This is a genomic window from Paenibacillus albicereus, assembly GCF_012676905.1.
Lineage (GTDB): Bacteria > Bacillota > Bacilli > Paenibacillales > Paenibacillaceae > Paenibacillus_O > Paenibacillus_O albicereus.
Window position 1 is genome coordinate 1,524,497 of the sequence record NZ_CP051428.1, and the last position, 19,310, is coordinate 1,543,806.

A 19,310-nucleotide genomic window follows, 5' to 3' on the forward strand; every position below is an offset into this window, starting at 1 on the left:
TCATGCTGGACCGCTACCGCACGCTCCGGGAGCCCGGCTCCAAGGAGATCGTCATCAAGAAGTCCCGCTTCATCGGCTACGGCCGTCCGGTGGAGAGCGAGGCCGAGGCGGTCGCCTTCATCGAGGAGATCAAGAAGCTCCACTGGAACGCGACGCACAACTGCTCGGCCTATGTCGTCGGCGAGCGGGACGAGCATCAGAAGGCTTCCGACGACGGCGAGCCGAGCGGCACCGCCGGCAAGCCCATCCTTGAGGTCATCAAGCATCAGGGGCTCAAGAACGTCGCGATCGTCGTCACCCGCTATTTCGGCGGCATCATGCTCGGCGCCGGAGGCCTGATCCGCGCCTACACGGACGGCGCCGTCGCCGCCATCGAGGCGGCCGGCGCGATTACGAACGTGCTGCATCGCGAGATCGCCGTCGAGGTCGACTATACGTGGTACGGCAAGCTCGAAAATGAGCTGCATGCCCGCGGCGTGCTTGTCGGCGGGGTCGACTTCACCGACCGCGTCGTCGTCCGCTGCCTGCCTCTCGCCGCCGAGGCGGATCGATTCATCGCCTGGATGACCGACCTGACCCAAGGTCAGGCCGAGATTTCCGCCGGCGAGACGAAGCATGTCACGCTCGATTCCTAAAGGCTTTCCGTTCTATTCCCCTGCTTCAGCAGCGCTCCGGCCCCTTCTGAAGCAGGGCTTTTTTCAAGCTGCTTCCCGCCTGCCCGCAGGCGAGGGAGCGGCTTTTTTTTGCTGTTTCCAAAATGAGCCGAAGGAAAGAAGATCAGACATTTTTCGCATTGACGGAATTGCGGAGCTTCTGGTACAGTAGCGTTAATACCAAGTAACTTAATAGGAATATTGAAATTCAATCAGCGCAAAGAATCGTTCCTTCGTGGGCACGAGCTTAGGAGGTTGTCCGGCAACGTGAACATCAGGCTTCGCAGCAGCTGGTGGAGCTTCGGCTTTCGATCGGCGATCCTGCTCTATTTCTTTCTTCTCGTCATCCTCCCGATCTTCGGCATCTACGTGCAGTCGTTCTCTCTCGGCTGGAGCGCCTTTGCCGACAGCGTGGCGGATCCGATCGCCTGGAAGGCGGTGCTGCTGACCGTCCGCCTGGCCGTTCTGGCGGCGCTCATCAACGTCGCGCTCGGCACGATGATCGGCTGGGTGCTCGTCCGCTACCGCTTCCCGGGACGCAGGCTGCTGAACAGCCTCGTCGACCTGCCGTTCGCCCTGCCGACCGCCGTCGGCGGCCTCATGATCCTGCTGCTGCTCGGTCCGAACAGCTGGGCGGGACTCGCCGCAGAGAGGCTTGGCTTCCAGATCGTCTTTCACGAGCCGGCCATCGTCATCGCGATGGTGTTCGTCACGTTTCCGTTCGTCATCCGGGGCGTGCAGCCGCTGCTGGAGGAGATGGACGCCTCCGAGGAGGAGGCGTCCTACACGATGGGCGCTTCCCGTCCGCGCACCTTCTTCCGGGTCATCCTCCCGACGATGCTGCCCGGCATCGTCAGCGGCGGCATGCTGGCGTTCTCGCGGGCGCTGGCGGAGTTCGGCGCCGTCGTGCTCGTAGCGGGCAACATCCCCGGCCGCACGCTCGTCGCCTCGGTGTACATCTTCGGACAGATCGAGAGCGACGAGACCCAGGCGGCCGCGGCGGTATCGGTGCTGCTGCTGACGCTCAGCTTCCTTATCCTGTGGGGCATCAACCTCGTGCAGGGAAGGAGGAAGCGCGCATGAGGAGGCTGTGGATCGGACTGACCTACGCGGTGTTCGCGCTGCTGATCGTCGTGCCGCTCGCCAAGATCGCGACCGGCTCCCTCGAGGACGGCCTCTCGGGCCTGGCGGACGCGCTGCTCCGCCCGGAGGCGCTTCATGCGCTCATGATGACCGGCATCATCGTCGTGTTCGTCACGCTCATCAACACCGTATTCGGCGTCATGCTGGCGATCTACCTCGTGCGGGCTCCGTGGCTGCATCCTCGGATCAAGGGCCTGCTCAACAGCATCGTCGACCTGCCCTACGCCGTCTCGCCGGTCATCGGCGGCCTCATGATCGTACTGCTCGTCGGACCGGATACCGCGCTCGGCGCGCTGCTCGAAGGGGCGGGCATCCAGATCGTCTACGCCCTGCCGGGCATGGTCATCGCGACGCTGTTCGTCACGTTCCCGCTCATGGTGCGGGAGGTGATGCCGGTGCTGCAGGAGATCGGGAGCCAGCAGGAGGAGGCCGCCACGATGCTGGGCGCTTACTCGTGGTACACGTTCTGGTACGTCACCTGGCCGTCGATCCGCTGGGGCGTCATCTACGGCATCGTGCTTACGGTCGCCCGCACGCTCGGGGAGTTCGGGGCGGTGCTCGTCGTCTCGGGCAACATCATGAATCTGACGCAGACGGCGACGACGCTCGTCTATCAGGATGTAGAGAACTTCAACGTCTTGGCCGCAAGCGGCGTCGCGCTCGTGCTGGCGGCATTTTCCGTCGGGCTGCTGCTGCTGATGGAATGGGCGAAAAAGCGAAAGGAAGTGCACTGACATGCATATCGAGGTCAAGGGACTGAGCAAGTCGTTCGGCGATTTCAAGGCGGTCGAGGACGTAAGCTTCGGCATCAAGAAAGGCCATCTGATCGGACTGCTCGGGCCGAGCGGCGGCGGCAAGACGTCGATCCTTCGCATGCTCGCGGGACTGGAGGCTCCTACCGCGGGCGACATCCTTTTCCACGGCCAGCGCGTCAACGACCTGCCGCCGCAGGAGCGGGGCATCGGCTTCGTCTTCCAGAACTACGCGCTGTTCAAGCATATGACCGTCTTCGAGAACGTCGCCTTCGGGCTGAAGGTCAAAAAGCTGCCCAAGGATCAAATCCGCGAGCGCGTGCAGAGCCTGATCGAGCTGACCGGGCTCAAGGGCTTCGAGCACCGCTATCCGGCCCAGCTGTCCGGCGGCCAGCGCCAGCGGGTGGCGTTCGCCCGGGCGCTCGCCCCGGAGCCGCAGCTGCTGCTGCTCGACGAGCCGTTCGCGGCGATCGACGCCAAGATCCGCTCCGAGCTGCGCACGTGGCTCAAGGAGATGATCGAGCGCGTCGGCATCACGTCGATCTTCGTCACGCATGACCAGGACGAGGCGATCGAGGTCGCCGACGAGATCATGATTATCAGCAAAGGCCGCCTGGAGCAGAAGGGCACGCCGTGGGACATCTACAAAAATCCGCAGACGCAGTTCGTCGCCGAATTCATCGGCGAGTCGACGACGGTGGACAACGTCGCCGCGCTGCACGGCTTCGAGGAAGCGGCCGCCTGGACCGGCACGAAAGGCCTCATCCGGCCCGAGTACATCGAGATCGGCAAGCCCGGCGAGATCACGCTCGCCTCGGCGACGATGCGGGGCGTCGTGCGGCATATCCATTTCCGCGGCAGCGAGTGGATGGTCGAGCTCGAGATCGGCGACATCCGCCTCATCACGTACCGCTCGCTGGAGAAGGAAGTGCTGAAGCCGGGCGATCCGGTCGACATCCTCATCCACCGCGCCTATCTGTTCAACGAATCCGACAGCTGGATCATGGAGAACAAGCTCAAAGTCGATCCCATGCCTGTCATCATCTAAGGGAGAATGCGATGCGAACGAATCGGACCCGAACCCCTTCCCTTCGCAGGGCGGCCGGGATTGCCGTCAGCTTGATGCTCGTGCTGGGCCTGCTCGGCGGATGCTCCGGATCGCCGGCTGGGGAGGCCGAGCCGGCGGCTGCGCAAGCGGATGTGACGCTCGTCATCGGCGCCTACTCGGTCGTCAAGGACGTTTTTGCCGAGCTGCTGCCGAAATTCAAGGAGCAGTGGAAGGAGCAGACCGGACAGACGGTCGTGTTTCAGGAGTCGTACGAGGCGTCGGGCACGCAGGCCCGAGCGATCATCGGCGGCTTCGAGGCCGACGTCGCCGTGCTGGCGATGGAGGGAGACCTGCAGCGCATCCGCGACGCGGGGCTGATCGAGCGCGACTGGCGGGAGGGGCCTTACCGGGGCAACATCACGACGTCGATCGCCGTCATCGGCACGCGCGCCGGCAACCCGCTCGGCATCGGCGGCTGGGAGGATCTGATGAAGCCCGGCGTCAAGGTGCTATACCCGAACCCGCAGACGAGCGGAGGCGCCCAGTGGGACATCAACGCCATCTACGGGGCGGGGCTGAAGCAGTCGGAACGGGAGACAGGGCAGAAGGACCCGGCCTATGCGAAGCGTTACCTGGAGCGCGTGCACGCGAACATCGAGTCGCTCGACAAAAGCGGCCGCGCGTCGATGGCCGCCTTCGAGTATGGCGTAGGCGACGCGATCGTCACCTACGAGAACGAGCTGCTTGCCCGCATCGCCAAGGGCGTCGCCTACGACATCGTCGTTCCGGACGATACGATCCTGATCGAGAATCCGGCGGCCGTCGTCGACCGCAACGTCGACAAGCGCGGGACGCGCGAGGTGGCAGAGGCGTTCCTGACGTTCCTGCGCAGCGTGGAGACGCAGCGGTATTTGGCTTCTCAGGGGTTCCGTCCCGTCGAGCCGCAGGCCGCAGAGGAGGCGCGAGCGAGCTACACGACGCCGCCGGGACTGTTCGACATCGGCTACCTGGGCGGCTGGGCCGAGGTCAAGAAGTCGCTCTATTCCAAACGCGGCGTCTGGTATCAGGTGCTGGCCGGCATCTGACCGGCATCTGACCGTTCATTTTATGTCGCCGTTCCCGGCCCGAACACCGGAGCCAGCTTCGACGCCGAAAGCGGGCCGCTCAGCCCGAAGTACTCGCAGAAGTTCATCATCATCGGATTCCATTTGGATGGATCGACATAGTCCGGATGTCCTGTCATCGTCAGCGCCTGCTCGACGTGGATCTTTTCGATGCGGACTTCCAAAGCGACCAGGGAGCTCGGCTCTTCGAACGGATGGGCGTTGACGAGCTTGGCTTCCAGGTGGACCGGACATTGCTGCACGCGGGGCGCTCCGACGATGCGAGACGGCACGGGAGTCAGCATGGAGACGCCGAATTTGTCCGGTTCGAATCGATAGCCTCGGGCTGCTTTGGAGTCCGGCACCGGGTCGCGGCCGGTCAGCAAGGTGAGGCTGTCGATCGCAGGAATCAAATCGACGGACGGCAAGTTCAGCACGCATTCGCCTTCTCGCAGCAGATTCATGACGGTCTGCGACTTGCTGCTCAGCCCAAGCATGCAGGAGCGGTTCAGCCACCAGGCGGAAGACATCGGGGCCAGGTTGGGGGTGCCGTCTTCGTTGAGCGTGCTGATGAGCACGACGGACGTGCCGAAGTACAGGATTTTAGGTTCAATATCGACATGCATGTACGTTCCAGCTCCTCTTATCAAGATGCGCTTACTGTAGCACATGCCGTCTGAAATCCCCATCTTTCCGGGATGAGACCGCAAGATGGCGCTAGGTTCTCCGCAAAAAAACCAGGCAAGCCGAACCGGTTCGGCTTGCCTGGTTTTTTTATGCGGCGAAAGCTCAGCTCAAGATGAATTTCTCTACGACATGGGCGACGCCGTCCTCGTTGTTGGACTTCGTCACGTAATCGGCGAGCTCCTTGAGCGCGGGCTGCGCGTTGGCCATGGCGACGCCGAGGCCGGCCTCCATCAGCATCTCGCGGTCGTTCCAGGCATCGCCCAGGGCGATCGTCTCCTCCAGCGAACAGCCGACATGCCCGGCCATGAAGCGCAGCGCATGGCCCTTGGTGCCTTCCTTGTGCATGAACTCCAGATAATGCGGCTTGGACTTGGTGATGTGCATGCGGCCGCCGAGCCGCGGCCGCAGCTCGGCGGCGACCTCGTCGAGCCGCTCCGGTTCGTCGATGACGAGCATTTTGAGCAGCGGCCGGCTCAGCAGCGACGCGAAGTCCGGCTCGACGATATAAGGAATGTTGGACTGGCGGGCATAGGCCTCGACCTTGTCGTTGTCCTCGCGCACGTACAGCCGGTCGTCCACGTACAGCTGCAGATGCAGCCCTCGGTCCGTGCAGTAGCGGTCCAGCTCCGCCGCCGCATCGGCAGGCACATAGCGTTCATATAGCACTTGGCCGTCCAGCAGCGTCTTGACGAGCGAGCCCTGGTACGTAATGATCGGCACGTTGAGCGCCAGCCCCTCGGCGACCTGGCGGGCCGAGGCGAACATCCTTCCCGTCGCGAGCGTCACCGTCACGCCGCGCTCCAGGGCGGCGGCGAGAGCGTCGCGCGTGGCGGGCGTCACCTCCAGCTCGTCGTTCAGCAGCGTGTCGTCTACATCGATGGCAATCAGCTTATACATCCGTTTCTCTCCTGTCTCTATTCGGCTCGGCCGAGAGCTTGATCCCTCCCATTGTACCGGACACCGGCGCAGAGCGACAAGCCGAGCCGGGCGGGCAAAATTGAACGTGCCTGCCAAATGAGATAAAGTGGAGAGATACAGAAACAGAGGCCTGCGGGCGGAAGCGGAGAGATCAGTCATGAATGAGCGCGGAACGGCGGCCAGGCAGCGCCTGGCGACATGGTGGGTGCTGGGGGCGGCGGCGGTGCTGATCGTCGGCTTCGGGGCGGGCCGGATATCGATGCTCGTCCAGTACCCGGTGCTGAAGGAAAAGGTATTTGCCAATTTCAACGCCTCCTACAAGGAGATCAAGCAGGACTTTCTGTTCGGGGCCGAGCCGGAGGCGCTGCTGAATGGAGCGACCAAGGGCATGCTCGCCTCGCTGGACGACCCGTATTCGGTCTACCTGCCGGGCAGCGAGGGCCAGGACTTCGTGCAGAGCTACCAGCCGGAGTTCGTCGGCATCGGCGTGCAGGTGAGGCAAGAAGAGGGACGATATCTCGTCGACAGCGTCATCAAGGACACTCCGGCCGAAAAGGGCGGCCTGCAGATCGGGGATGAGATCGTCCAGGTCGACGGAACCCCGGTCAAGGGCATCAGCATGGACAAGCTGGTCTCGCTGCTTCGAGGCGCGGAGGGGACGAAGGTCAAGGTGGCGCTGGCCAGGGCCGGCGTGCCGCAGCTTGCGGTGGAGCTGACCCGGGCACCGATCCCGGTGACGACGGTGACGCATGCGATGCTGGAGGATGGCGTCGGCCGGATTACGATCTCCCGCTTCGCGGAATCGACGGCCAAGGAATTCGAGACGTCGCTCCAGGCGCTGCTGGACAAGGGCATGAGCAAGCTCGTCCTCGACCTCCGCTCCAATCCCGGCGGGCTGCTGACGCCGACGATCGACATCGCGAGCCGGCTCGTGCCCAAGGATAAGCTCATCCTGGAGGTCGACTACAAGGATGAGAAGAAGGTGCAGAAGTACTTCTCGAAGCAAAAGGAGAAGCTCGACCTGCAGATCGCGGTGATCGTCAACGGGCAGACCGCCAGCGCGGGCGAGGTGCTCGCCGCGGCGCTGAAGGAATCGGCCGGAGCGACGGTCGTCGGCACGACGACGTTCGGCAAGGGCATCGTGCAAAGCTTCGGCCAATTCAAGGACAAGTCCGTGCTCAAGCTCACCGAGGCGCAGTGGAAGACGCCGGGCGGCCAGTCGATCCACAAGAAGGGCGTCGAGCCGGACGTCAAGGTGGAGTTGCCGGCTTATGCGACGCTGCCGATGCTGCCGACGGGCGAGGAGAGCAAGCAGGGCGACTACGGCGACTACGTCAAGACGCTGCAGACGATGCTGGAGGCGCTGGGATATCCGGCGGCGCCGGTGCCGGGCGTGTTCGGCGAGCAGACGACGGAGGCCGTCCGCGGCTTCCAGCGGGACAACGACTTGGAGGCGACAGGCGTCGTCGGAGACAAGACGTCCCATGCGCTTATGGAGAAGCTGCGCGACAAGCTGCAAAAAGAAGATCCGCAGCTCCGAAAGGCGCTTGACCAGCTGGGAGAATGAACGAAAAAACGTGCCGGAAGCAAGCTTCCGGCACGTTTTTTGTTGAGCGGCCCAAGCCGAGGGCCGCAGCTCCTCAGGACGGGCGGCCCCGGTTCGCTTCGGGTTCTGCGCGCTCCGGACTCCGGGCTCGCTCCAGCGAGCGGCGCGGCTCCGTCAAGGGATCGCCCGGCCGGTCTTGGCCGGAGCTATTGCTCCGTCAGGATGATCGGCCCGCCCTCCACGATCGCGATCGTGTGCTCGAACTGGGCGGAGCGCTTGCCGTCCATCGTCTTGCAGGTCCAGCCGTCGGTCTCGATGAACATCTCGAGCTTGCCCTCGTTGATCATCGGCTCGATCGTGAGCACCATGCCTTCCTTGAGGCGGAAGCCTTTGCCCGGCTTGCCGGCATGGGAGAAGTTCGGCTCCTCGTGCAGCTCGCGCCCGACGCCGTGGCCGAGCAGGTCGCGCACGACCGAGAACCCGTTCTGCTCGGCATGCTTCTGCAGCGCGTGCATGACGTCGCCGATGCGGTTGCCGGGCTGGGCGAGGGAGATGCCGATATCCAGGCATTCCTTGGTCACCTGCATCAGCTTGCGCGAGCTCTCCGGCAGCGTGCCGACGGCGTACGTCCAGGCGGAGTCGGCGATCCAGCCGTCCGCCTGGGCGACGATGTCGATCGTCGCCAGGTCGCCGTCGGCGAGCGGCGCGTCGCTCGGGAATCCATGCGCGATGACGTCGTTGACGGACGCGCAGGTCGCGTACTTGTACCCGTTGTAGCCGACGGTGTAAGGGATGGCGTCCTGGCTGCGGATGTAGCCGTCGACCATGCGCTCGATCTCCATCGTCGTCACGCCGGGGCGGATCATGGACGCGATGCGGCGATGGCATTCGGCGACGATTCGGCCGGCCCGGCGCATCTGCTCGATTTCTTCAGGCGTTCGGATCGGTATGGACATGATGGGTGTTCCTCGCTTTCGTTGACATGCTATTACGTTACTCCTCTGCCCGGGCTCGGTCAACTTCCGCAGGAAAGCAGGAAAAAGGCCGCATCCATGCGGCCCGAGATTCTCGTTTTCAGCGCGCCTTGCCTCCATCGCGGCTTTCGTCCTTCGGAGGAGCGGCCTCGACCTTGCGCGTATGGTCGTCGCTCAGATAGCTTTCACCCTTGCGGTCGCCGCGGCGGCGGCCCCATAGGACGAGCAGCACGACGATGACGATCGTCGCGATGACCCCGACATTCAGAAAGCCGCCTAAAAACAGGAATCCGTCTCGTGCCGTATCGTTCATCAGCTCATCACCTCTTGCACTACCTTACCCGGAGCAGGCTCCCGCTAGTCTCCTTCCGGAAGCGATATGGTACAATAGTGTGACAACCGAGCCGCAAGCCGGCTGACAGGAGGCACTAGAGAGATGATGAGCCAATCCCCCTACAAGCACAGGTATTTGCGGGTGAAGGAAGCGGTCAAGGCGGCCGGCTTCAACAAAGCGATCTTCACCTCGCCCGCGACGATCTACTATTTGACGGGCTTTTTCGCTGACCCGCATGAGCGGTTCATGGCCCTCGTCGCGGAGCCGGGGAAAGACGGCTACGCGCTGTTCGTGCCGGCGCTTGACGAGGAGAGCGCTCGAGATGCGGCGTGCGTGGAGCTCCTGACGGCCGTCGGCGATACGGATCGCCCCTATGAGCTGCTGGAGCGCCACTGCGGAGCCCCGGACGCCCGGCGGATCGGCGTGGAGAGCTCGCATTTGTCGCACGCTGGCTTCGTGCGCATGGCCGCCGTTTACCCAAGGGCGGACTTCGCGGATGCCGGACCGGTCATCATGAGCCTGCGGCTGTACAAGTCCGCGGACGAGATCGAGCGGGTCAAGACCGCCGTCGCGCTGGCAGAGCAAGTGCTGCGGGAGACGGTGTCCAAGGTGCGCCGTGGCGTGACGGAGCTCGAGCTGAACGCGGAGATCGAGTACCGGATGCGCGTGCTCGGCGGCGACAGGCCGGCCTTCGAGACGAGCGTGCTCGGCGGCGTGCGCAGCGCGCTGCCGCATGGGCGCTCGAGCGGCTACAAGCTGCAGGAGAACGATTTCCTCCTGATCGACATGGGCGTGTTCAAGGACGGCTACTGCTCCGACATCACGCGCACCTTCATCCTCGGCGAAGGCTCGGCCTCGCAGCTTCGCATCTACGAGGCCGTGCTCCAGGCCAATCGCGCCGGCATCGCCGCCGCTCGCCCCGGAAGGCCGCTTCAGGAGGTCGACCGCGCGGCCAGGGCGGCGATCGAGGAGCAGGGATTTGGCCTTTATTTCAACCATCGCACCGGGCACGGAATGGGGCTGGAGATTCACGAGCAGCCTTCCGTGCACGGGGAAAACCGGGAGCTCATGAAGCAAGGCATGCTGTTCACGGTCGAGCCCGGCGTCTACATTCCCGATCTCGGCGGCGTGCGCATCGAGGACGACATCTACCTCGGAGAAGACGGCAAGGCGCAGGTGCTGACCTCGTATCCGAAGGAGCTCACCCGGCTGTAGGCCGGACGGGGAGCGAAAGGCAAGACACGCAAAAAGCCGGCGATCCCGAGGATCGTCCGGCTTTTTGGACATGCGGCCAGGATGGAGCTAGCTGTCCGCCTCGACGACGAGCGTGAAGTCGTCATAATGAAAGGCCGGAGCCACGATGCAGGTGACGAACACGGGCTCGTCTCCGAGCGGACGGGCGGTCTGCCATGCGGCTGCGGGCACGAGCGCCTGCGGCGACTGGCCGGCGGCGATGTCGAGGCCGAGGATGAGCTTCTGCTGCTCCTCCGGCTTGTCGCCATGGCCGCCGAGCGTCAGCTCCAGGGGGCCGCCGGAGTGGAACAGCCACAGCTCGTCGGACAATACTTTGTGCCAGGCCGATTCCTCGCCGGGATGCAGCAGGAAGTAGACGGAGCTGGCTGCCGCGCGGGCGCCGGAGTAGGGAGCTCCCAGCACTTCATGGGGAATCTGGTAGGAAGCTTTCCACATTTCCTTGAACCAGCCGCCTTCGATATGCCGCTCCATGCCGAGCAGCCCGACGAACGGCGACAGGTTGGATGATTGGGTCATGGCAAAAATCTCCTCTTCGCGTTGGACTTGCTTCACTATAGCATGAGGGGCGCCGGTAATCCAAACCAGGGCTTGTTCCCGTGGACAACTCTTCTAAACGGGTGGTAGAATACGGGAAGTTTCGTATAAACCGGCACGTCCGGCTTATACTTGAAAAGAGGGATTCCGACCATTGACCAGCATTAAGATTCGTCCCGTCCGCTGCCTGTCCGTTCTGGCCGCTCCCGTCCTGGCCGTCGCTCTGCTCGCGGCCGGCGCCTCGCCTGCTGCCGCGGCCAAGCCTGCTGCCGTCCAGGCGGCAGCAGCCAAGTCCGCCGCGATCGCCGTCACGCTCGACGGCAAGAAGCTGAGCCTGCAGGCGCAGCCGATCCAGAGCAAAGGCGCGATCCTCGTGCCGATGAAGGATCTGTTCAAGGCGCTCGGCGCGACGGTCACCTGGGAGCCGACGACCCGCACCGTCATCGCGAGCAGCGGCGCCTACCTGACGCTGTCGCTTCAGATCGGCGCCTCCCATGCGGCGGTCAACGGCAAGAGCGTGAAGCTCGACGCTCCGGCGACGGTGCGCTCCGGCGTGACGTACGTGCCGATCCGCTTCGTCTCCGAGGCGTTCGGCGCCGCCGTCCGCTGGGATGCCGCCGCCCGCGTCGTGCGCATCCAATCGGAGGCGGCCCAATACGAGGAGCGGCTGCAGCAGGAGGAGAAGGAGCGCCAGGCGCGTCGTCTGACGACCGCTCAGATCGTCGCGCTGAACGACGACAGCGTCGTCCTCATCCAGACCGACTACGGGCAGGGGAGCGGCGTCGTCGTCGGCGACCGGCACGTGCTGACGAACCTGCACGTCATGCAGGACGCCAAGTCCGGGTCCATCCAGACGAACGACGGCCGGTCGCTGCCGATCGCCGGCGTCGCCGCCTACGACGAGAAGGCGGATCTGGCGATCGTGCTGACCAAGGACGAGCTCAGCCTCGATCCCGTCACCTTCGGCAGCTTCGACGACATGCAGAAGGGCGATCCGGTCGTGGCCATCGGCAGTCCGCTCGGGGCTCAGAACACCGTATCCGTGGGCGTCGTCAGCAACTTCGGCTATGACGGCGGCAGCATCTACTACCAGATCAGCGCCCCGATCGATCACGGCAGCTCCGGCGGAGGGCTGTTCAACCAGTACGGCGAGCTGATCGGCCTGACGACGTCCGGCTATGAGGATACATCGGCCGACCTCAACTTCGCCGTGGCGTCCGAGGATGCGGTGGAGCTGATCCGCAAGTCCGACATCGATCCGGCCAAGGTCGCCTTCCTGAAGCCGACGCTGCCGGAGACGCTGGAGGGCGCGTCCGACCCCGAGATTGCGAGCCTGCTGGCCAAGCAGTTCGACAGCGTGTCGGCGAGCGACGGGGAGCTCGCGCTCAAAGGCTGGACCGTCAAGCGGGACGAGAGCGGCTGGCTGCGGCTGTCGGCGGACATCGACACCGATTTCTATGACTATTACGGGTCCAAGATGCAGAAGAACCTGCAGGTGTGGGCGGCCAGCACCGCGAAAGAGCTGAACCGCATGCTTCCCAAAGAAAAGATCCGGCTGAACCTGGTTTATTCCAAAAAAGTCGGCTTCGAGCCTCGCGACTACGAGGCCGGCGCCGTGACCGCGCTGCCGGACGGAAAATGGCAGGTGCGGTATTCCATTCTCGACCTGCAGTTCCAGGACGAGCTGCTCATCCGCCTTCATCCTTGATCTCCAGCACTCTTTCGTTCGTCCAGCCGCCCGGGCTTCCCGGGCGGCTGTTTCTTTTCGGCAAGGATTGAGGTATCATGAACGTTGATTTGTAAGGAGGCTGCTCTCATGAACGTCGTTCTAGCGACGCTGAACGCGAAATATATCCATACCTCGCTGGCCTTGCGCTGCTTGAAGGCCTACTGCGAGAAGGACTTCCCGATCGAGATCGCGGAGTATACGATCAAGGACCCCGTCATGAACATCGTCTCGGACCTGTACGCCAAGCAGCCGCAGGTCATCGGATTCTCGGTCTATATCTGGAACATCGAGGAGACGATAAAGGTCATCCGCGTCCTGCGCAAGATCATGCCGGACGTCCGCATCGTCATGGGCGGCCCGGAGGTCAGCTACGACACGGGCGAGTGGCTGGACAAGCTGCCCGAGGTCGATTTCATCATCCATGGCGAGGGCGAGGAGACGCTTCACCACTTGCTTCAGGAGATCCAGGGCGAGGGCAAGTACCATCTCGTCTTCGGAGCCGCCTACCGCAAAGTCAAGAACGGCGCGCAGGAGACGGTCGTCAATCCGCCGCGCCCGAAGCTGAACCTGGCCGAGCTGCCGAGCCCGCACCGCTTTCCCGAAGACCGCGAGTCGCTGGCGAACCGCGTCGTCTACTTCGAGACGAGCCGGGGCTGTCCGTTCAGCTGCTCGTTCTGCCTGTCGAGCATCGAGGTCGGCGTGCGCTACTTCGACATCGAGCGGACCAAGGCGGACCTGCTCTATCTGATCGAGGCGGGGGCGAGGACGATCAAGTTCGTCGACCGCACGTTCAACATCAAGCGCGACTACGCGCTGGAGATGTTCAAGTTCCTCATCGAGAACCACGGAGGCTGCGTGTTCCAATTCGAGATCACGGCGGACATCATGCGGCCCGAGGTGCTGGACTATTTGGCGGAGCACGCTCCGCCGGGCATCTTCCGCTTCGAGATCGGCGTGCAGTCGACCAACGACGTCACCAACCTGGCGGTCGAGCGCCGGCAAAACTGGACCAAGCTCGTGCGCACGGTCACGAAGGTCAAGGACTCCGGCAAGATCGACCAGCATCTGGACCTCATCGCCGGGCTGCCGCATGAGGACTACGACACGTTCCGCAAGACGTTCAACGACGTGTTCGCGCTGCGGCCGGAGGAGCTGCAGCTCGGCTTCCTCAAGATGCTGCGGGGAACGGGACTGCGGCGCGACGCGGACAAATACGGCTACGTGTACGCCGATCAGGCGCCGTACGAAATCCTCGGCAACAGCCTCATGCCGTTCTCGGACCTGATCCGCATCAAGCGGGTCGAGGACGTCCTGGAAAAGTACTGGAACGCGCATCGCATGGACCATACGCTGCTCCATCTGATCGACCGCGTCTTCGGCTCGGCGTTCGACTTCTTCCAGCGGTTCGGCGACTATTGGGAACGCCAAGGCTGGGAGCGGATCGGCCATCAGCTGGAAGACCTGTTCTCGCGGCTGCGGGCGTTCCTGCTCTCGGACGAAGCGCCGCGCGGCATGGAGCTGGACGTCGTGCTCGGACTTATGAAGCTGGATTACTTCCTGGGGCACAACCACAAGCCGCGCAAGGTGTGGTGGGAGTTCGGCATGGACAAGTCCGAGCTGGCCGGCTGGATGAAGCGGCTCGCGGACGCCCCGGAAGAGGCGGGAGAGGAATTCTCCCGGCTCGGACTAGGAGAAAAGGAGCTGCAGAAGCATGCCGTTGTGGAGCGGCTCCCGTTCGATCTGGAGCGTTACCTGCAGGACGGCTCGGTCAGCCGGGAAGCGGAGACGCTGCTCGTCGTCCTCTACGGGACGGAGGGCAAGCGGGGAGGTCGCGCGTTCACCCTGCGGCTTCCCCGAGGCGCGGCTGCGGCTCTGTAGGAAAGGACAGCCCGCTCGAAGCGGCGCATGAGGCCAAAAAAAAGCGTACCGGAGAACCGGTACGCTTTTTTGCCATCGAGGCTCATCAAGGGACGAGGCTGCGCAGCACGGTCAGCTCGCCGTCCAGCGTGCAGGAGCCGAGCGTCGCCGGCAGCAGGAAGCATTCGCCGGCCTTGACGGGCTGCGATCGACCGTCGCCCCAGGAAATCGAGCCGGCGCCTTCCGCGATGACGAGGATGACGAAGCTCTCCGGCGATACCGCCAGCTCCCACGGACCGCGCACGATGCCTTTGTCGACGAGGAAGTAAGGGGACTCGGCGATCGTCAGCCAGCTGCCCGGACTCGCGCCGTCCGTGCTCATGCGCGTCGCTCCGGCGCCTTCATAGGCGATGACGTTCAGCGAATCCTCGACATGCAGCTCGCGCAGCTGGCCGTCGAGGCCCGGGCGCTTGTAGTCGTAGACGCGGTACGTCGTATCGGAGTTCTGCTGGATCTCCGCCACGACGACGCCGGCGCACAGCGCGTGCACGGTGCCGGCCGGGATGTAGAACGCGTCGCCCGCCTTCACTTCGACTTCCTGCATCGTCTCCATGACGCGGTCCTCGTCGATCGCCCGCTGCAGGGCGTCGCGGTCGACGCCTTCCTTGAGGCCGTAGATGATCTTGGCGCCCGGCTTGGCGTCGAGGATGTACCACATCTCCGTCTTGCCCAGCTCGCCGCCGGGAAGTCCTTCGTAGCTGTCGGTCGGGTGCACCTGCACCGACAGGTCGTCGTTGCAGTCGAGCAGCTTGATGAGCAGCGGGAAGCGGCCGTTCTTCTCGGAAAAGCCCTTGCTGCCGAACCATTCGCGGCCGTAGCGCTCGCGGATCTCGTCGAGGCCGAGGCCGTCCAGCGGGCCGCCGAGCACGGTGGTCGTGCCGTTCGGATGATCGCCGATCATCCAGCCTTCGCCGATAGGGCCTTCCGGCAGCTCCAGGCCGAACTGCTCCAGGGCGCGTCCGCCCCAGACGCGCTCCTTCATCTCGGGCTTGAATTTAAGCGGGTAGGGATTGATGGTCATCTGTAGGTCCACTCCTATGCGAATGATATGTCGGGATGATTGCGCAGCGGATCGCGGATCAGGCTTGCGGGGCCTGTCCCGGCTGAAACAGCTCGAGCAGCTCGCCGTCCGGCCCGTAGAAGAAGAAGTAGCGCGCGCCGTTCGGCAGCGTCGTCAGCTCGGTGTCGCGAAGCGGAACGCCGAGGCGCTTGATGCGCTCGAACTCTTCCTCGATGCTGTCGACCGTGAAGGCGATATGATGCGTCTTGCCCTCGGCCGGCAGATTGGAATTATAGCCTTCGATCAGCTCGAGCTCCGTCTGCTCGGAGCCGGGAAAACGCAGGAAGGCGAGACGGATCACGCCGTTCGTATGGGGAAGCGTGTACGTATGCTCCATGCCGAGCACCTGCTTGTAAAAATCGATCGAAGCCTCCAGATGCGCCGTCATGACGCCGACATGCTCCAGCTTGCGGATAGCCATTGATAATTCCTCCTCTTAGTGGAATGAACCCGAATCGGCCGGATCGGCCGGCGAAGCTTTCTTCTCGATTCCGAGCGCGTAGGGCGCGGACGGCTTTTGGACCATCCGATAGACGGCGGCTTGGGCCGCCTCCGCCGGCAGGCCGGACGCCCAGCCCATGACCTCGTCCGCTTCCTCCGCGCCGCCGGGATGGCCGGGATAGAGGACGCAGGCGAGGATGCCGCCGGGACGGAGGACGCGAAGCGCGGCCTGCAGCGCGGGCAGCGTCGTCTGCGGCATCGTGATGAGGCTCGTATCCGAGCCGGGCAGATAGCCGAGATTGAACAGCACGGCCGCGATCCGGCCGCGGAGCTCCGCGGGCACGGCGGCCTCCAGCTCGCTATGCGACCGGAGCAGCAGCGAGGTCCGCGCCGGGAGCCGGCCGGCCGCCCGCAGCGGCTCGAGCCGGTCGCGCGTGCGCCGCAGCGCCTCCTCCTGCACGTCGAAGCCGATCAGCGCGCCGCGCGGTCCGACGAGCTCGGCGAGGAAGCGCGCGTCGACGCCGCCGCCGAGCGTAGCGTCGACGACCGCGTCGCCGGGCTGGACGCGCTGGCGGACCCAGCCGTGCGCCATGCCGATGACGGAGAGCAAGCCCATCAGACCCGCTCCTCCGGCTCGCAGCCCGGCGCGTCCTGCGCCGCCGCCCGCATCAGGGCGGCATACTTGGCGGCGGACAGCTTGCGGCCCGGCTTGGTCAGCGCAGGCGCATGCTCCGGCTCCGGCAGCAGGCCGGGTGCGGCCGGCTGCCAGAGTCGGCCCTGCCAGGTGCCGCGGCGGGAGAGTTCGGCGTCGAAGGCATTCAGCACTTCCCATTTGCGCAGGCTCCACGTCGGTCCGATCAGCAGGTCGCGCGGCGCGTCGCCGGTGAGCCGGTGCACGATCATCTCCGGCGGCAGGAACTCCAGCGTGTCGACGACGAGCTTGACGTACTCGTCCATCTCCAGGAAGCGCAGCAGGCCGTCCTCGTACTGCTTGACCATCGGCGTCTTGCGCATGAGATGGAGCAGATGGATCTTGATGCCCTGCACGTCCATCGCGGCGACGGCGCGGCCGGTGTCCAGCATCATCGCATGCGTCTCCTGCGGCAGGCCGTAGATGATGTGGGCGCAGACGCGGATGCCGCGCTCGCGCAGGCGGCGCACCGCATCGAGGTAGCAGGCCGTGTCGTGGGCGCGGTTGATGAGGTCCGAGGTGGACTCGTGGACCGTCTGCAGCCCCATCTCGATCCACAGGTACGTGCGCTCGTTGAGCTCGGCGAGGTAGTCGACGACGTCGTCCGGCAGGCAGTCGGGACGGGTCGCGATTGACAGTCCGACGACGCCCGGCTGCGCGAGGATCGCTTCATAATAGAGGCGGAGCTCCTCGACCGGCGCGTACGTATTCGTATAGGCCTGAAAATACCCGATGTAGCGGGCGTCGGGCCACTTGAGATGCTGACGGTCGCGGACCGTATCGAACTGCTGGACGAGGTCGTCCCGGCGGCTGCCGGCGAAGTCTCCCGAGCCGCGGGCGCTGCAGAACGTGCAGCCGCCTGTCGCGACCGCTCCGTCGCGGTTCGGACAGGTGAAGCCGGCGTCCAGCATGACTTTGAACACCTTGCCTCCGAACCGCTCTCTCATCTCGTAATTCCAGGTATGGAACCGCTTGTCTCCCCATAGGAGCGGAGAGGAAGCGGAAGGCGTTGCATCTTGCATGGCGGCTCCTTTCGAACGGGCTTGAATCCGGCGGACGGACGGCCGAAGCCTCCGTCCTTGCGTATGGTTGCTACCATCATACCTGAATTTCGCTGTGGCGCCAAAGGTCCGGGGGCATGCAGGACTGCCGCCGCAGGTGGACAAGCTGGGAAAAATAATCCTTGAAAGCGCTTATTTCGGGCTTGCTATACCTTACATGATGTGTTAAATTGAAGAGGAAAGAAATCAATTAAATCAAGGGTTTTTCATCACTTGAACGCTGCCGCGACCCTGATTTTCATAAGCGCCCGATCTCCTGGGAATGCTGTAAAAAAATCCATGAGGTGATGAACATGAACACGGTGAAAATTCCGCAAGGCGACAGCAAGGTAACGGTCGAGCTCACGGTCAAGGAACTGATGGCGCTCGCCGGAATCCGGTTCCACGGCAATCACCGCCTTGAAATCGAGGCTCGCCGCAAGCTGAATCTCGCGCTGTCCGAGACGTACGAGCTGGACCAGCCGATTCCCTACCAGATGCTGAACTAGCAGCATTCCTCTCTCGAACCGAGCGGTTTCCGGGCAGGCCACGCCTCCCGGAGCCGCTTTTTCTTTACAACCGGACCCATCTTGGGCACAATAGGACGGTAGAGTCCGCTTCGGCCGACCGCCGAGGCTATTGGAGGAATAATCGAATCATGCGCTTGAGAGGAAGAAAAGGCATCCGCGAGGAGCTGGAGGCGCTGCCGCGCCTCGTCGTGCTCGATGCCGCGAAGCATAAAGGCAAGTGGAAGGAATTTTTCGGCAACGACAAGCCGATCCACGTGGAGCTGGGGATGGGCAAAGGAAAGTTCATCAGCCAGCACAGCGTCCGCAACCCGGACGTGAACTACATCGGCGTCGATATGTACGACGAGCTCATCCGCCGCGCGAGCGAAAAGGCGCTGCTGGCGAGGGAAGAGCTCGGACAGGAGGGCTATCCTCCGAATCTGGCGCTGCTGCGAGCCAACATCGAGAACATCGCCGACATGTTCGCGCCGGGCGAGCTGGAGCGCATCTACCTGAACTTCAGCGATCCGTGGCCGAAGTCCAAGCACGCCCGCCGTCGGCTGTCGCATCCGCGCTTCCTGGAGCAGTACGCGGTCCTTCTCAATGAATACGGGGAGATCCATCAGAAGACCGATTCGCGGCTGCTGTTCGAGTTCTCGCTCAACAGCTACGCCGAGACGGAGATGCAGCTGCGCGCCATCTCGCTCGACCTGCATCGCGACGAGGTCCGGGACGATCTGGTGCTCACCGAGTACGAAGGCAAGTTCATCCAGCAAGGGCTGCCGATCCATCGCTGCGAGGTCGTCGTCGGAGCCTCCGCGCTCGCCGCATACCGCGAGGAGAAAAATGCCCGCCGCAGCCGCGAGGCGGCCAAGGAGCGCGAGGACTTGGAGAAGGCCAAGCTTCACGGCTCCCAGGCCTGATCCCATTGCCGGCCCCGACATGAATACCGCCCGCCGCCCCTTCGCAGGGACGGC

At 63.9% G+C, this 19,310-nt stretch carries 20 protein-coding genes; 11 read left to right on the plus strand and 9 right to left on the minus strand.

Features of this window, described 5'->3' with window-relative positions; genetic code table 11:
- Positions 1-2 precede the first annotated feature (2 nt).
- The 5 genes from HGI30_RS06775 (at position 3) to HGI30_RS06795 (ending at position 4,681) form a co-directional block, all read left to right on the plus strand.
- Entirely contained in the window at positions 3-635 is a 633-nt protein-coding gene (locus HGI30_RS06775; RefSeq protein WP_168906930.1) for a YigZ family protein, read from the plus strand.
- A 285-nt stretch (positions 636-920) separates the two neighbouring features.
- Positions 921-1,736, plus strand: coding sequence for a sulfate ABC transporter permease subunit CysT (cysT, locus tag HGI30_RS06780; RefSeq protein WP_168906931.1), 816 nt, complete (start codon positions 921-923; stop codon positions 1,734-1,736).
- Entirely contained in the window at positions 1,733-2,530 is a 798-nt protein-coding gene (locus HGI30_RS06785; RefSeq protein WP_168906932.1) for a sulfate ABC transporter permease subunit, read from the plus strand. The genes cysT and HGI30_RS06785 overlap by 4 nt, the downstream gene beginning before the upstream one ends.
- A gap of 1 nt (position 2,531) precedes the next feature.
- A complete protein-coding gene (locus HGI30_RS06790) occupies positions 2,532-3,596 on the plus strand; it encodes a sulfate/molybdate ABC transporter ATP-binding protein (protein WP_168906933.1) in 1,065 nt (354 codons plus the stop codon).
- Positions 3,597-3,670: 74 nt separating this feature from the next.
- Positions 3,671-4,681 carry a sulfate ABC transporter substrate-binding protein gene (locus HGI30_RS06795; RefSeq protein ID WP_168909768.1) on the plus strand — a complete coding sequence of 337 codons (1,011 nt, stop codon included), beginning with the start codon at positions 3,671-3,673 and terminating at the stop codon, positions 4,679-4,681.
- A gap of 20 nt (positions 4,682-4,701) precedes the next feature.
- On the opposite strand, the gene HGI30_RS06800 is transcribed toward HGI30_RS06795, so the two are convergent.
- Positions 4,702-5,325 carry a flavin reductase family protein gene (locus tag HGI30_RS06800; RefSeq protein ID WP_168906934.1) on the minus strand — a complete coding sequence of 208 codons (624 nt, stop codon included), beginning with the start codon at positions 5,323-5,325 and terminating at the stop codon, positions 4,702-4,704.
- A gap of 163 nt (positions 5,326-5,488) precedes the next feature.
- Complete coding sequence (locus HGI30_RS06805) at positions 5,489-6,283, minus strand: Cof-type HAD-IIB family hydrolase (RefSeq protein ID WP_168906935.1); 795 nt, start codon at positions 6,281-6,283, stop codon at positions 5,489-5,491.
- Between the two features lie 178 nt (positions 6,284-6,461).
- Here HGI30_RS06805 and HGI30_RS06810 point away from each other — a divergent pair, with 178 nt between their 5' ends.
- Complete coding sequence (locus tag HGI30_RS06810; protein ID WP_168906936.1) at positions 6,462-7,871, plus strand: S41 family peptidase; 1,410 nt, start codon at positions 6,462-6,464, stop codon at positions 7,869-7,871.
- Between the two features lie 185 nt (positions 7,872-8,056).
- On the opposite strand, the gene map is transcribed toward HGI30_RS06810, so the two are convergent.
- Complete coding sequence (gene map, locus HGI30_RS06815; RefSeq protein WP_168906937.1) at positions 8,057-8,806, minus strand: type I methionyl aminopeptidase; 750 nt, start codon at positions 8,804-8,806, stop codon at positions 8,057-8,059.
- A gap of 118 nt (positions 8,807-8,924) precedes the next feature.
- Complete coding sequence (locus tag HGI30_RS06820) at positions 8,925-9,137, minus strand: hypothetical protein (RefSeq protein WP_168906938.1); 213 nt, start codon at positions 9,135-9,137, stop codon at positions 8,925-8,927.
- Between the two features lie 123 nt (positions 9,138-9,260).
- Between HGI30_RS06820 and HGI30_RS06825 the strand changes: the two genes are divergently transcribed.
- On the plus strand, positions 9,261-10,373 hold the full coding sequence (locus tag HGI30_RS06825; RefSeq protein WP_168906939.1) for a M24 family metallopeptidase: 1,113 nt from the start codon (positions 9,261-9,263) through the stop codon (positions 10,371-10,373).
- A gap of 87 nt (positions 10,374-10,460) precedes the next feature.
- Here HGI30_RS06825 and HGI30_RS06830 read toward each other — a convergent pair whose 3' ends face one another.
- The gene (locus HGI30_RS06830) at positions 10,461-10,928 is read right to left on the minus strand and encodes a cupin domain-containing protein (protein WP_168906940.1); all 468 of its coding nucleotides are present in this window, start codon (positions 10,926-10,928) and stop codon (positions 10,461-10,463) included.
- A gap of 172 nt (positions 10,929-11,100) precedes the next feature.
- On the opposite strand from HGI30_RS06830, the gene HGI30_RS06835 reads away from it, so the two are divergent.
- Both HGI30_RS06835 and HGI30_RS06840 read left to right on the plus strand, forming a co-directional pair.
- On the plus strand, positions 11,101-12,654 hold the full coding sequence (locus HGI30_RS06835) for a stalk domain-containing protein (protein ID WP_168906941.1): 1,554 nt from the start codon (positions 11,101-11,103) through the stop codon (positions 12,652-12,654).
- Positions 12,655-12,762: 108 nt separating this feature from the next.
- Positions 12,763-14,553 carry a B12-binding domain-containing radical SAM protein gene (locus HGI30_RS06840; RefSeq protein ID WP_168906942.1) on the plus strand — a complete coding sequence of 597 codons (1,791 nt, stop codon included), beginning with the start codon at positions 12,763-12,765 and terminating at the stop codon, positions 14,551-14,553.
- Positions 14,554-14,638: 85 nt separating this feature from the next.
- Here HGI30_RS06840 and HGI30_RS06845 read toward each other — a convergent pair whose 3' ends face one another.
- The 4 genes from HGI30_RS06845 to HGI30_RS06860 are packed head-to-tail and all read right to left on the minus strand — an operon-like array spanning position 14,639 to position 17,806.
- Complete coding sequence (locus HGI30_RS06845) at positions 14,639-15,613, minus strand: type I phosphomannose isomerase catalytic subunit (RefSeq protein ID WP_168906943.1); 975 nt, start codon at positions 15,611-15,613, stop codon at positions 14,639-14,641.
- Between the two features lie 58 nt (positions 15,614-15,671).
- Positions 15,672-16,073, minus strand: a complete 402-nt coding sequence (locus HGI30_RS06850) for a VOC family protein (protein ID WP_168906944.1) — start codon at positions 16,071-16,073, stop codon at positions 15,672-15,674.
- Positions 16,074-16,088: 15 nt separating this feature from the next.
- Entirely contained in the window at positions 16,089-16,709 is a 621-nt protein-coding gene (locus HGI30_RS06855; RefSeq protein ID WP_168906945.1) for a tRNA 5-(aminomethyl)-2-thiouridylate-methyltransferase MnmM, read from the minus strand.
- A complete protein-coding gene (locus HGI30_RS06860; protein WP_168906946.1) occupies positions 16,709-17,806 on the minus strand; it encodes a tRNA modification radical SAM protein MnmL/YtqA in 1,098 nt (365 codons plus the stop codon). Before HGI30_RS06860 ends, HGI30_RS06855 begins: the two co-directional genes overlap by 1 nt.
- A 332-nt stretch (positions 17,807-18,138) precedes the next feature.
- On the opposite strand from HGI30_RS06860, the gene HGI30_RS06865 reads away from it, so the two are divergent.
- Together HGI30_RS06865 and trmB are read left to right on the plus strand one after the other, a co-directional pair.
- A complete protein-coding gene (locus tag HGI30_RS06865; protein ID WP_206110033.1) occupies positions 18,139-18,333 on the plus strand; it encodes a hypothetical protein in 195 nt (64 codons plus the stop codon).
- A 149-nt stretch (positions 18,334-18,482) separates the two neighbouring features.
- Complete coding sequence (gene trmB, locus HGI30_RS06870; RefSeq protein WP_168906948.1) at positions 18,483-19,256, plus strand: tRNA (guanosine(46)-N7)-methyltransferase TrmB; 774 nt, start codon at positions 18,483-18,485, stop codon at positions 19,254-19,256.
- Positions 19,257-19,310 lie beyond the last annotated feature (54 nt).